Annotated in this window: 12 protein-coding genes; 4 read left to right on the top strand and 8 right to left on the bottom strand. The window is 61.1% G+C overall.

The genetic code is table 11. The features are described 5' to 3' along the window. Positions 1-4 precede the first annotated feature (4 nt). The 4 genes from AB7783_RS27540 to AB7783_RS27525 all read left to right on the top strand — a co-directional run bounded on the left by AB7783_RS27540 (position 5) and on the right by AB7783_RS27525 (position 4102). Positions 5-904, top strand: a complete 900-nt coding sequence (locus tag AB7783_RS27540) for an HNH endonuclease (protein ID WP_441279363.1) — start codon at positions 5-7, stop codon at positions 902-904. A 69-nt stretch (positions 905-973) separates the two neighbouring features. Beyond that, complete coding sequence (locus AB7783_RS27535; RefSeq protein ID WP_441279362.1) at positions 974-2194, top strand: lytic murein transglycosylase; 1221 nt, start codon at positions 974-976, stop codon at positions 2192-2194. Positions 2195-2317: 123 nt separating this feature from the next. Then, positions 2318-2821 (top strand): DUF1993 domain-containing protein, encoded by a 504-nt coding sequence (locus AB7783_RS27530; RefSeq protein ID WP_184513332.1) that lies wholly within the window; start codon positions 2318-2320, stop codon positions 2819-2821. Positions 2822-3001: 180 nt separating this feature from the next. Then, positions 3002-4102 (top strand): alkene reductase, encoded by a 1101-nt coding sequence (locus tag AB7783_RS27525; protein ID WP_441279361.1) that lies wholly within the window; start codon positions 3002-3004, stop codon positions 4100-4102. A 114-nt stretch (positions 4103-4216) separates the two neighbouring features. Here AB7783_RS27525 and AB7783_RS27520 read toward each other — a convergent pair whose 3' ends face one another. The 8 genes from AB7783_RS27520 to AB7783_RS27485 all read right to left on the bottom strand — a co-directional run bounded on the left by AB7783_RS27520 (position 4217) and on the right by AB7783_RS27485 (position 12790). Beyond that, positions 4217-6007 carry an ABC transporter substrate-binding protein gene (locus tag AB7783_RS27520; RefSeq protein ID WP_089262580.1) on the bottom strand — a complete coding sequence of 597 codons (1791 nt, stop codon included), beginning with the start codon at positions 6005-6007 and terminating at the stop codon, positions 4217-4219. Positions 6008-6068: 61 nt separating this feature from the next. Further along, positions 6069-6398 carry a DUF2160 domain-containing protein gene (locus tag AB7783_RS27515; RefSeq protein ID WP_093759628.1) on the bottom strand — a complete coding sequence of 110 codons (330 nt, stop codon included), beginning with the start codon at positions 6396-6398 and terminating at the stop codon, positions 6069-6071. Between the two features lie 9 nt (positions 6399-6407). Continuing rightward, positions 6408-7214, bottom strand: a complete 807-nt coding sequence (locus AB7783_RS27510) for a carbohydrate ABC transporter permease (protein WP_120288339.1) — start codon at positions 7212-7214, stop codon at positions 6408-6410. Next, positions 7214-8116 (bottom strand): carbohydrate ABC transporter permease, encoded by a 903-nt coding sequence (locus AB7783_RS27505; RefSeq protein WP_115033087.1) that lies wholly within the window; start codon positions 8114-8116, stop codon positions 7214-7216. Before AB7783_RS27505 ends, AB7783_RS27510 begins: the two co-directional genes overlap by 1 nt. Then, positions 8116-9201: an ABC transporter ATP-binding protein gene (locus AB7783_RS27500; RefSeq protein ID WP_441279360.1), complete on the bottom strand. Its 1086-nt coding sequence runs from the start codon at positions 9199-9201 to the stop codon at positions 8116-8118. The genes AB7783_RS27505 and AB7783_RS27500 overlap by 1 nt, the downstream gene beginning before the upstream one ends. A 1-nt stretch (position 9202) precedes the next feature. Next, entirely contained in the window at positions 9203-10291 is a 1089-nt protein-coding gene (locus AB7783_RS27495) for an ABC transporter ATP-binding protein (protein WP_441279359.1), read from the bottom strand. Then, positions 10288-11832, bottom strand: a complete 1545-nt coding sequence (gene glpD, locus AB7783_RS27490; protein ID WP_441279358.1) for a glycerol-3-phosphate dehydrogenase — start codon at positions 11830-11832, stop codon at positions 10288-10290. Before glpD ends, AB7783_RS27495 begins: the two co-directional genes overlap by 4 nt. 139 nt (positions 11833-11971) lie before the next feature. Then, positions 11972-12790 carry a DeoR/GlpR family DNA-binding transcription regulator gene (locus AB7783_RS27485; protein WP_441279357.1) on the bottom strand — a complete coding sequence of 273 codons (819 nt, stop codon included), beginning with the start codon at positions 12788-12790 and terminating at the stop codon, positions 11972-11974. Positions 12791-12801 lie beyond the last annotated feature (11 nt).

Genomic DNA, 12801 nt, shown 5'->3' with positions numbered 1-12801 from the left:
TCGCATGGGATTTGGGGTTTTCATTCACCGCACAGATTCGATCTACGACGACAGCCCGGCCGAGCAGTATCAATTTCCGAGTCAGTACCTCAGCCGGGCACAGACCTTCGTTGGCGACTGGATCATCTATTACGAACCGCGCAAAGTCGAAGCGACACGTGGCTACTTTGCCATTGCCAAGGTTGAGCGGATTATCCCAGACCCTTCAGCAGGAGGCATGTATCTCGCACTAATCGAACCATCGAGCTACCTCGATTTCGCGACACCTGTCCCCTTCAACGATGCTAGCGGCGTCATGGAACGTGGCGTCCTAAACGAACAAGGTCGGATTTCGGGTCGAGCCCAGTCTGCCGTGCGGCCGGTTAGTCCAACAGATTTTGAACGTATTGTAGCGCTGGGGCTCGATGAGAGCGTTCAAATACTGCCAAGAATTGGTGACATCTCAGCGACCCCACAATTCGACGAGGTGCAAGCGCCCTTCGTCTTCGAAGAAACGCGGGATCGGCTGAACTACCTCACCTCGAGAATCGTCCGAAACCGCGCCTTTCGTCGCGTCATTCTGGATGCTTACGACCGACGCTGTGCTGTGACGGGACTCAAGCTTATTAACGGTGGCGGCCGCGCCGAAGTAGACGCGGCCCATATTAAGCCAGTGGAAGCGAATGGCCCCGACATCATCAACAACGGGATCGCTCTTTCAGGCACAGCTCATTGGATGTTCGACCGTGGATTGATTAGCCTCTCCGACGAACTTGAAATCCTCATTTCTCGTCACGTGAATGATTTTGAGAGCGTCCGCGCTCTAGTCAACAAGAATGGCCATGCGCTTCCGCCTCAACGAACGTCACAGCGGCCGCATCCACATTTCTTAAGTTGGCATCGCGACAATTGCTTCAAACAATAACTGTCCATAAGGATGCCCGGGACAGGCCCGGGCATGACGACCGAAAGGGCCTTCATGCTGCGAATATTTATGTCGATTCGATTTGCAATCCTGCTCGCAACATCAGCCCTGATCGCCCTCGCCTCCCCCGCCTCCGCCCAGCGCGCCGCATCCTGCCATGGCGGCCAGAGCTTCGATCAATTCCTTGCCGGGCTGAAACAGCAGGCTGTCGCTAGCGGGGTATCGCAGCGCGCGATGGCGGAAGCGGCGCCCTATCTCGTCTACGATCAGGGCATCGTCAATCGCGACCGCGGGCAGCGGGTGTTCGGGCAGTTGTTCACGCAATTCGCCGGCCGCATGGCGGCGGATTACCGGATGCAGAACGGGCAGCTCAAGATCAAGCAGAACGCCGCAGCCTTTGCGCGTGCAGAGAAGGAGTATGGCGTGCCGCCCGCCGTCATCGCAGCGTTCTGGGCGCTGGAGAGCGACTTCGGCGTGCAGATGGGCAATCTGCAGACGCTGCGCTCGCTGGTGTCGCTGGCCTATGACTGCCGGCGCTCGAAAATGTTTCAGGACGAGACCATCGCCGCGCTGAAGATCATCGATCGCGGTGATCTGTCGCCGGCGGAGATGATCGGCTCATGGGCCGGCGAACTCGGCCAGACGCAATTCCTGCCGACGCATTACTTCAACTATGCCGTCGACTATGACGGCGACGGCCATCGCAATTTGCTGCGCAGCCCCGCCGACGTGATCGGCTCGACGGCGCATTACATTTCCACCGGTTTGAAATGGCGGCGCGGCGAGCCATGGCTGCAGGAGGTGCGGGTCACCGACAACGTACCGTGGGATCAGGCCGATCTCACCATCCAACTGCCCCGCGCCAAATGGGCGTCATTCGGCGTCAGCTATCCCGACGGACGGCCACTGCCGAACGACAGCATGCCGGCATCGCTGCTGCTGCCGATGGGCCGGCACGGCCCCGCCTTCCTCGCTTACGCGAATTTCGCCGCCTATACCGAATGGAATAATTCGCTGATCTATTCGACGACAGCAGCCTATCTCGCCACCCGCATCAATGGCGCCTCCAAGATGCGGCAGCCCTCCGCCCCTGTCGCGCAGCTGTCACATCCCGAACTTCGCGAGCTGCAACAATTGCTGGCGAAGCGCGGCTTCAATGTCGGCAAGATCGACGGCATCCTCGGCCAGCAGAGTCGCACAGCGGTGAAGGCCATGCAGGTCAAGTTCGGCCTTCCCGCGGACTCCTGGCCGACGGCTGAATTGTTGGCGGCGCTGAAATCCGGGCGGTAAATTTCTTCTCTTTTGTGAGGCCGGGGCGGTTGAAATCAGCCAAGCGCGCCCCAACTCCATGCAACAGCATCTTTCTCGACCTGCCGCGCTGTGCCTCGAAACGCATCACAAAAGAGCATCCTCATGCCGTTCTATGATTCCGTCGTGCCCGCCTATCTGCAGATGCTGGGCAGTCTGTCCGCTGGACTGAAAAAGGCCGAAACCTATGCTGCCGCAAAGAAGATCGAGCCCGCCGTCCTGCTCGGCACGCGACTTTTCCCGGACATGCTGCCGCTGAGCCGGCAGGTCCAGCTCTCCTGCGATTTCGCCACCAAGGGCAGCGCGCGCCTGTCCGGCAGCGAAGTGCCGGCGGTGCCGGATACCGAAACGACCTTCGATGAATTGCAGCAGCGAATCGGCAGGACCGTCGATTACCTGAAGAACTACAAGCCCGCCCAATTCGACGGCGGCGAGACCCGGGAGATCACCTTCCCCACCGGCCCCGGCAAGACCACCACCATGTCCGGCCAGCAATTCCTCACCAGCTTCTCGCTACCGAGCTTCTATTTCCACATCACCACTGCCCACGGCATCCTGCGGATGTGCGGCATCGATGTCGGCAAGCGCGACTTCCTCGGCGCGCAGTAAGCCGCGCCATCACCGCAGGATATTCGGCTGCTGGCCGACCGATAGAGAGATCATGATCATTCAATCCGTCATCGCCACGATCGTTTTATCCTGAACCAACGACATGCAGCGCAGCGGTATTGCCAATGCGCTGCATGATGCCCAATTCGATTTCACCTTTCATCGACTGGATCATTCATCATGAGCACGTCCAAACTCTTCGACCCCTACAAGCTTGGTGCAAACACGCTGACCAATCGCACGGTGATGGCGCCGCTGACGCGCAATCGCGCATTGCCGGGCAACGTGCCGAACCCGCTGGCGATCGAATATTATAGCCAGCGTGCCAGCGCCGGCCTTCTGGTAACCGAAGGCACACCCGTCTCGCAGCAGGGCCAGGGCTATCAGGACGTCCCGGGCGTCTACACCAAGGAGCAGATCGCCGGCTGGAAGAAGGTGACCGAGGCCGTGCATGCCAAGGGCGGTCATATCTATATGCAAATTTGGCACGTTGGCCGCATCTCGCATGTCAGCCTGCAGCCGAATGGCGGCGCGCCGGTGGCCCCTTCGGCGATCCGCGCCAACACCAAGACCTTCGTCAACAACACCTTCACCGACGTCTCGGAACCCCGCGCGCTGGAGCTGGGTGAAATTCAAGGCGTCATCGACAGTTTCGCACGCGGCGCTGCCAATGCGGTCGAGGCTGGTTTCGACGGCGTGGAGATCCATGGCGCCAACGGTTATCTGCTTGAGCAATTCGCGCGTGACAGCACCAACAAGCGCACCGACGCCTATGGCGGTTCGCTCGAGAACCGCGCCAAGCTGATGCTGGAAGTGGCCGCGGCAGTTGCCAAGGAAATCGGCGGCGACAGAACCGGCATTCGCATCTCGCCGGTGACGCCGGCCAACGATGCCGCCGCCGACACGCAGGCGCAAGAGCTGTTCGACTACATCACTGACGGGCTCAGCGCCGAGAAGCTGGTCTATCTACATGTCGTCGAAGGCGCGACCGGCGGTCCGCGCGACGTCGCACCGTTCGACTATGCCAGCCTGCGCAAGCGTTTCAGTGGAACGTATATCGCCAACAACGGCTTCGATCTCGCGCTGGCCAACAAGGTACTCGCGGCCGATGCCGCCGACCTGATCGCGTTCGGCAAGCCGTTCATCTCGAATCCGGATCTGGTCGAGCGGCTGAAGACCGGCGCGCCGCTCAACGATGCCGACAAGGCGACGTTCTATGGCGGCGGCGCCAAGGGCTACACGGATTATCCGGTGCTGGGCGCGAAGCAGGCAGCGGAGTAAGTACGCCGTCATTCCGGGGCGCACACGCATCTTTGCGGGTGCGAACCCGGAATGACAGCAAGAGAAAAGGCCGGGATCGCTCCCGGCCTTTTTTGTTTGTTCAGAAAGCTCGTCTTAGTTCGACGCGCGCTTCTGCGGCGGAGTCGCGGGCCACGACTTGATCAGCGTGTCGTAGTCCACCGTCTCGCCCTTCGGCTTCTCGTTGGCCAGCTTGCGCTGGGGCGCGATGTTGCCGTCCTTGGCGGACTTCGCATACCAGAACTCGGCCGTTTCCTTCTTGTTCAGCTTCGGTCCGCATTCGCCCTGAACCTTGGATCGTTCAAGACGTTCGAGCACCGAATCCTGAGCTGCGGCCAGTGAGTCCATCGCCTGCTGCGGGGTCTTCGCACCGGACGACGCATCGCCGATGTTCTGCCACCACAACTGCGCCAGCTTCGGATAGTCCGGGATGTTGTTGCCGGTCGGCGACCACTGCACGCGGGCCGGCGAGCGATAGAACTCGACCAGACCGCCGAGCTTCGGCGCACGTTCGGTGAACGACTTGTCCCAGATATCGCTCTCACGAATGAAGGTGAGACCGACATGGCTCTTCTTCAGTGACACCGTCTTCGAGGTGATGAACTGCAGATAGAGCCAGGCTGCCTTGCGGCGATCGGCCGGGGTCGACTTGAGCAGCGTGCCCGAACCGACGTCCTGATAGCCGAGCTTCATGCCTTCCTTCCAGTACGAGCCATGCGGCGACGGGGCCATGCGCCACTTCGGCGTACCGTCGGCATTCATGACCGCAAGACCCGGCTTCACCATGTCGGCGGTGAAGGCGGTGTACCAGAACATCTGCTGGGCGATATTGCCCTGCGCCGGCACCGGCCCCGACTCCGAGAAGGTCATGCCTTGCGCCTGCGGCGGAGCATACTTCTTCATCCAGTCGAGGTATTTCGCGATCGAGTAGACCGCTGCCGGACCGTTGGTATCGCCGCCGCGCTCGACGGAGGAGCCGACAGGACGACAGCCTTCCATGCGAATGCCCCACTCATCGACGGGCAGACCGTTCGGAAGACCCCTGTCGCCATTGCCGGCCATCGATAGCCAGGCGTCGGTGAAACGCCAGCCGAGCGACGGATCCTTCTTGCCGTAGTCCATGTGGCCATAGACCTTGACGCCGTTGATCTCCTTGATGTCGTTGGTGAAGAACTCGGCAATATCTTCATAGGCCGACCAGTTCACGGGCACGCCGAGATCGTAGCCATACTTGGCCTTGAACTTGGCCTTGTAGTCGGGATTGGTGAACCAGTCGTACCGGAACCAGTAAAGGTTGGCGAACTGCTGGTCGGGCAGTTGATACATCTTCTTGTCCGGCGCGGTGGTGAAGGACGTCCCAATGAAGTCCTTGACGTCGAGCGTCGGGCTGGTGACGTCCTTGCCTTCTGCGGTCATGTAGTCCGACAGCGCGATGGTCTGGCCGTAGCGGAAATGCGTGCCGATCAGGTCGGAGTCGTTGATCCAGCCGTCATAGACGTTCTTGCCGGACTGCATCTGGGTCTGCAGCTTCTCGACCACGTCGCCTTCCTGGATCAGGTCGTGCTTCAGCTTGATGCCGGTGATTTCGGAGAACGCCTTGGCCAGCGTGCGCGATTCGTATTCGTGCGTGGTGATGGTTTCGGAGACGATATTGATCTCCATGCCCTTGAACGGCTGCGCGGCCTTCTCGTACCACTGCAGTTCTTTCAGCTGCTCTGCCTTCGACAGCGTGGATGGCTGGAATTCGCTGTCGATCCACTTCTGAATGGTGGCGTCGTCGGCCTTGGCCGGCGCGGCGAGCAACGCAGTCGCCGTGATCAACGCAGCAGCGCTGGTCATCATGATATGGCGCGTCGGGCGACGTGCCTGTGTCGTCAGGTGCCTCATAGCTTCCTCCCTCACTTCTGTTTCAGGCCCGGGTTCATCCCGGGACTGCAGTCCATGCCGGTCAGACGGTGCGAAAAATTGCCACCGCCGAGACCAGCGAAATCAATGTCGCGAACCACAGATTCGAGATTTCAACTCCCTCCTCGCCGATCGGCAGCGTCGCGATCGGGTCGGAACCGACGAAGCCGATCCACAACAGGTGGATGACGGCCGCCGCGATCAGCGACAGGAACAGCCGGTCGCCGCGCGTGGTAGGAATGCGCAGGATGCCGATGCGTTCGGCTTCGGGATAGGCGACTGCGAGCCAAGTCATGGTGCCCAGCGTCAATGCCAGCAGCCCAAAGAAGATCGCCGTCGGCGGGGTCCAGGCCATCCATGCGATGTTTTCCATGACGGCCTCCTAGACCCGGCCAAGCGCGAAACCGCGCGCGATGTAATTGCGGACGAACCAGATGACGAGGGCACCGGGGATGATGGTCAGCACGCCGGCAGCGGCGAGCAGGCCCCAATCCATGCCGGAGGCCGACACGGTGCGTGTCATAACCGCCGAAATCGGCTTGGCATTCACCGAGGTCAGCGTGCGCGCCAGCAGCAGTTCGACCCAGGAAAACATGAAGCAGAAGAACGCAGCGACGCCGATGCCCGATGCGATCAGCGGCACGAGAATCTTCACGAAGAATTTCGGGAACGAGTAGCCGTCGAGAAACGCCGTCTCGTCGATCTCGCGCGGCACGCCGGACACGAAGCCTTCGAGGATCCATACTGCGAGCGGCACGTTGAACAGGCAATGCGCCAGCGCCACGGCCCATGGCGTGTCGAACAGGCCGATGGCCGAATAGAGATTGAAGAATGGCAGCGCGAATACGGCGGGCGGCGCCATCCGGTTCGACAGCAGCCAGAAGAACAGGTGCTTGTCGCCGAGGAAACGATAGCGCGAGAACGCGTAAGCTGCCGGCAGCGCGAAAGAGATCGACAGGATGGTGTTGATGATGACGTATTTCAGCGAATTGATGTAACCGGAATACCAGCTCTCGTCGGTGAAGATGCGGGTATAGTTCTCCAGCGTCGGCTGGTGCGGCCACAGCGTCATGGTCGAGACGATCTCGCCATTGGTCTTGAAGCTCATATTGACGAGCCAGTAGATCGGCAGCAGCAAGAACACCAAAAATAGTAACAGGATAATGCGACGCCCAGGGATCGTATGCATCAGACCGCTCCCTCGCGCTTGGTGTGATCGACGCCGGCATTGGTCATCACGGTGTAGAATATCCAGCACACGATCAGCACGATGATGTTGTAGACCAGCGACAGCGCTGCGGCCTTGCCGAGATCGAACTGGCCGAGCGCGATCTTGACAAGCTCGATGGAGACGAAGGTGGTCGAATTGCCGGGGCCGCCGCCGGTGACCACGAAGGGCTCGGTATAGATCATGAAACTGTCCATGAAGCGCAGCAGCACACCGATCAGCAGCACGCGATTGAGCTTGGGTAGCTGGATCGCGCGAAACACCGCCCAGCGCGACGCGCCGTCGATCTGTGCCGCCTGATAATAAGCATCGGGGATCGATTTCAGGCCTGCGTAACACAGCAGCGCGACGAGGCTGGTCCAGTGCCAGACATCCATCACGATGACGGTGGCCCAGGCATCAAACTCGTTCGACACGTAATTATAGTCGATACCCATGTGGTTGAGTGTATAGCCGAGCAGGCCAATGTCGGGACGGCCGAAGATCTGCCAGATGGTGCCGACCACGTTCCATGGAATCAGCAGCGGCAGCGCGAGGATCACGAGGCAGACTGCGACGCGCCAGCCGTCACGCGGCATCGACAGCGCGACAAGAATGCCGAGCGGCACTTCGATGGCGAGGATGATCGCGGAGAAAGCCAGATTGCGCAGCAGGGACGCGTAGAAGCGCCCGCCGAGATCGCTGGACGGATCAAGCAGCTCCTTGAACCAGCCGACGCCGTTCCAGAAGAACTGGTTGTTGCCGAAGGTGTCCTGCACCGAATAGTTCACGACCGTCATCAGCGGCAGCACCGCGGAGAACGCCACGATGAGGAACACCGGCAGGACGAGGAACCAGGCTTTTTGATTGACGGTCTTGTCCATCATGCAACCCCTTCAACAAGGCGGCTGTCGGCGTAAACGTGCACCCGGCTGGGATCGAACACCAGCCCGACATCGCTCCCCACAACAGAAAATCCCTGAGGTACGCGCGCGGCGAACTTGACGCCGCCGATGCGGACGCGCGCGAAACTGATACGGCCGAGATCGTCGACCCGCTCGACCTGCGCCAACAGCAAGCCCGGTGCGGGCGTCGCAACATGGACAAATTCGGGGCGAACGCCGATTTCGATTGTCGCGCCCGCTGGCAACTTGTCGTAACTGCGCTGCAGCGCGATCACGTGCCCGCCGATACGCGCCTCGCGGCCGCTGACTTCGGCGGGTACGATATTCATGCCAGGCGAGCCGATGAAATAGCCGACGAATGTATGTGCGGGCTTGTCAAACAATTCCTGCGGCGTGCCGGACTGTACGACACGGCCGTCATGCATCACCACCACCGTATCGGCAAAGGTCAACGCTTCGGTTTGGTCGTGAGTTACATAGATCATCGTCAGATCCAGCGCGCGGTGCAGCGCCTTCAGCTTCGACCGCAATTCCCATTTCAGGGCGGGATCGATCACCGTCAGTGGTTCATCGAACAGCACGGCGGCGACATCGGAGCGCACCAGGCCGCGGCCCAGCGAGATCTTCTGCTTGGCATCGGGCGTTAGCCGCGTCGCCTTGCGATTCAGATAGGGTGTGAGATCGAGGAGCTCGCCGATCTCGGCAACGCGCGCGTCGATCTGCGCTTTCGGCACCCCGCGATTCTTCAACGGGAAAGCAAGATTTTCGCCCACGGTCATGGTGTCGTAGATGACCGGAAACTGGAACACCTGCGCGATGTTGCGTTTCTGCGTCGACAGCGGCGTGATATCCTTGCCGTCGAACAGGATCTGCCCGCGCGTCGGCGTCACAATGCCGGAGATCAAATTGAGCAGCGTGGTCTTGCCGCAACCAGATGGGCCGAGCAGCGCATAGGCACCGCCTTGCCGCCAGGTCATGGAGATCGGCTTCAGCGCGAATGATTCCGGGTCGGCATCATTGCCGCTATAGGACTGCGCGAGATCGACGAGATCGATGCGGGCCATGTTACGCTCCCTGCGTGCTGTTGGGAGCGGCAACCAGACGGTCGCTGCCATCGAAGACGAACAGATTGGCGGGATCGAGCACGGCGTCGAGCATGTGGCCGGGCAGGAATTCATGGACGCCCTGCAGCACTGCAACCCAATTCGACGCGTCGCGCTTCAGATGGACGAAGCTTTCCGACCCGGTGATTTCGGTCACGGTCACTTCCGCAGGAAATGCATGCCGTCCGGCGAGACCACTGGCGACTTCGAGCTGATGCGCGCGGAAGCCAACGCGATAGCTGCCGTCGGCGAGGTTTGCGTAGAGCCCGCTGGCGGGCGCCGTCGCGCCGCCGGCATAGTGCACGTGGCCGTTCTTCTTCTCGATCACCACCAGATTGAGCGGCGGATCTGAGAACACTTCGGCGGCCTTGAGAGTCTCGGGATGGCGATAGACCCTGGAGGTCTGGCCGACCTGCAAAACCTGACCTTCCCACAGGCACACGGTGCTGCCGCCCAACAAAAGCGCTTCGGAGGGCTCCGTCGTCGCATAGACAAAGATCGCGCCGGAGGCCTCGAATATCTTCGGCAGTTCGGTGCGCAATTCCTCGCGGAGCTTGTAGTCGAGATTGGCGAGCGGCTCGTCGAGCAGCACGAGATCGGCACCCTTGACCAGCGCGCGGGCAATGGCGGTGCGCTGCTGCTGGCCACCGGAGAGTTGCAGCGGCGTACGCTTCAGATAGGGCTCAAGCTTGAGCAAGGCCGCGGCTTCGTGCACGCGGGTTTCAATCTCGGCTTTCGGCTTGCCCTGCACGCGCAGCGGCGAGGCGATATTCTCATAGACCGACAGCGAGGGGTAGTTGATGAACTGCTGATAGACCATCGCCACCGAACGCTTGCGGATATCGACGCCGGTGACGTCCTTGCCATCGACCAACACGCGGCCTTGCGTTGGCTTGTCGAGCCCGGCCAGCAGCCGCATGATCGAGGTCTTGCCGGCCAATGTCGGCCCGAGCAGCACGTTCAGTGTGCCCCTTTCCAGCGTCAGCGACACGTCACGGATTGTCGTGACGCCATCGACCATCTGCGAGACGTGATCGAGTGCGACGCTCATGACCGCGCTCCCGCTTCACGCATTGGATTGGCGGGCTGAGCGCGATTAGCCTGCAGCCATTGATCGAGAGCCGCGATCTCTTCCTTCGACAGGCGCAGACCGAGTTTGGAACGGCGCCACACGATATCCTCGGCACTGACGGCCCATTCATTGGCCATGAGATAGCGCACTTCGCGCTCGGTCAGCGTTGCGCCGAAGGCCTGACCGAGATCGGCCGGCGATTTCGCGGTGCCCAGCATCTTTGCGGCGCGCGTGCCATAGGCATGTGCCAGCCGGTTGGCATGGGCCGGTGTCAGGAACGGATAGTCGCGCAACAGCTCTGCGACGAGCGCATCGACGGCAGAGACGTCGAAATCACCGCCAGGCAGCGTGGCATGGGCCGTCCAGCCTTCCTTGGCCTTGGTGCCCTTCAGATACGGCGCAAGCTTCTGCAAGGCTTCTTCGGCAAGGCGGCGATAGGTCGTGATCTTGCCGCCATAGATCGACAGCAGCGGCAGGCCACCGGGCAGATCGAGCTCGAACACATAGTCGCGCGTCGCCGCCTTGGCCTCGTTGGCGCCGTCGTCATAGAGCGGGCGCACGCCGGAATAGGTCCATACCACGTCTTCGGCCAGCACGGGCCTTGCGAGATATTCGCTGACCGACTTGCAGAGATAATTGATCTCGTCGGTAGAGATTTTCACATCGGCGGGATCGCCGTCATAATCGATATCGGTGGTACCGATCAGGGTGAAATCGTCCTGATAGGGAATCGCAAATACGATACGACCATCGGCATTCTGGAAGATGTAGGCGCGGTCGTGGCTGTAAAGTTTCGGCACCACGATATGCGAGCCCTGCACGAGGCGGACTTTCGCCTTCGCATTGACGCCGGCGCCGACCGCCAGAACATTCTCGACCCACGGACCACCGGCATTGACCAGCGTGCGCGCACTGATGGTCGAGCGGTCGCCCGTCGCCGTATCCTGCACCGTGACCTGCCACATCCCGTCGGCCTGCCTAATCTCGGTTGCGCGCGTGCGCGTGCGGATATCAGCGCCCCGGTCGGCGGCATCACGCGCGGTGAGCACGACAAGGCGCGCATCATCTACCGAGCAGTCGGAATATTCAAAGCCACGCTTGAACCGGCCGGGCGCCAGCGGCTTGCCGGTCTCGTCGCGGGTGAGGTCGAGCGTGCGCGTCGGCGGCAGAAGTTTACGGCCGCCGATATAGTCGTAGAGGAACAAGCCCAAGCGCAGCAGCCAGGCGGGCCGCAGACCGGCGTGATGCGGCAGCACGAAACGCAAGGGGCGGATGATATGCGGCGCGATCTGCCAGAGAACTTCGCGCTCCAGCAGCGCGTGGCGCACCAATTTGAAGTCGTAATATTCGAGGTAGCGCAACCCGCCATGGATCAGCTTGGTCGACCAGGACGAGGTGCCGCTGGCCAGATCGTTCATCTCGCAAAGGAACACGGAATTGCCGCGGCCGACGGCGTCGCGGGCGATGCCGCAGCCGTTCACACCACCACCAATGATTGCGAGGTCGTAGATCTGACCCACCCCGTTTCCCCTCCTGCGCCAATTATCTGGCGCCTTCCTTCGGACGCGCCATCTTCGCTTTCAGCGATTTGGCTTTCGCTTTCGATTAAACCACAACCTAAAACGAAAGCAACTGGCGTTTTCGGGGTCTGAACAGGGTCTAGAGTGGGGTCGGCTCGGGTTCCAGGTCGTCCGCATCGTCGGCGGAGCCCGGCAAGGCGGCGATGACCTGCACGCCCCGGCTTCGGCAGATCTCCTGCAAGGAGGGCGGCAGCGGGACGTCGGTCACGAAGGTCTGGATCTGGCTGATATGGGCGATGCGAACGGCCGCCGAGCGCCGCAGCTTGGTCGAGTCGCAGACCAGCATGACGCTGCGGGCATTGGCGATGATCGCCTGCGCCGCCTGCACCTCGCGATAGTCGAAATCGAGCAGCGCGCCCTCCTCGTCAATCGCTGAGGCGCCAATGATGGCGTAATCGACCTTGAATTGGCCGATCAGCTTGATCGCTGTGGAGCCGATAACCGCACCATCGGAGCGACGCACGGTGCCACCGGCGACAATCACCTCGATATGCGGGTGACGATAGAGCATCATCGCCACATTGAGGTTGTTGGTGATGACCAGCAGGTTTTCGTGATTGATCAGCGCGCTGGCGACTTCTTCCGTAGTGGTCCCGATATTGATGAACAGCGACGAGCCATTGGGAATCTGCGCCGCGGCAGCGACGCCGATGGCTTTCTTCTCTTCGGCGGCTACGAATCGCCGCGCTTCATAAGCAAGGTTTTCCACGCCGGAGGCGACGATGGCGCCGCCGTGGATACGCGTGAGCAGGCGCTGGTCGCAGAGATCGTTGAGATCCTTGCGGATGGTCTGTGCGGACACCTCGAAGCGGCGCACCAAGTCGTCGACCATCACGCGGCCAAAGGCCCGCGCGTGATTCAGGATTTCGGATTGGCGATGGGTCAGGCCAGCAGTCACGACAACACCTC

This window comes from Tardiphaga sp. 172_B4_N1_3, assembly GCF_052076035.1.
GTDB lineage: Bacteria > Pseudomonadota > Alphaproteobacteria > Rhizobiales > Xanthobacteraceae > Tardiphaga > Tardiphaga robiniae.
Note: the sequence above shows the minus strand (reverse complement) of the source record. Positions and strands in the feature narration are given on the sequence as shown.

Coding starts and splice junctions, on each gene's coding strand:
- AB7783_RS27540 (WP_441279363.1), top strand. CDS start 5: ATGGGATTTGGGGTTTTCATTCACCGCACAGATTCGATCTACGACGAC.
- AB7783_RS27535 (WP_441279362.1), top strand. CDS start 974: ATGTCGATTCGATTTGCAATCCTGCTCGCAACATCAGCCCTGATCGCC.
- AB7783_RS27530 (WP_184513332.1), top strand. CDS start 2,318: ATGCCGTTCTATGATTCCGTCGTGCCCGCCTATCTGCAGATGCTGGGC.
- AB7783_RS27525 (WP_441279361.1), top strand. CDS start 3,002: ATGAGCACGTCCAAACTCTTCGACCCCTACAAGCTTGGTGCAAACACG.
- AB7783_RS27520 (WP_089262580.1), bottom strand. CDS start 6,007: ATGAGGCACCTGACGACACAGGCACGTCGCCCGACGCGCCATATCATG.
- AB7783_RS27515 (WP_093759628.1), bottom strand. CDS start 6,398: ATGGAAAACATCGCATGGATGGCCTGGACCCCGCCGACGGCGATCTTC.
- AB7783_RS27510 (WP_120288339.1), bottom strand. CDS start 7,214: ATGCATACGATCCCTGGGCGTCGCATTATCCTGTTACTATTTTTGGTG.
- AB7783_RS27505 (WP_115033087.1), bottom strand. CDS start 8,116: ATGGACAAGACCGTCAATCAAAAAGCCTGGTTCCTCGTCCTGCCGGTG.
- AB7783_RS27500 (WP_441279360.1), bottom strand. CDS start 9,201: ATGGCCCGCATCGATCTCGTCGATCTCGCGCAGTCCTATAGCGGCAAT.
- AB7783_RS27495 (WP_441279359.1), bottom strand. CDS start 10,291: ATGAGCGTCGCACTCGATCACGTCTCGCAGATGGTCGATGGCGTCACG.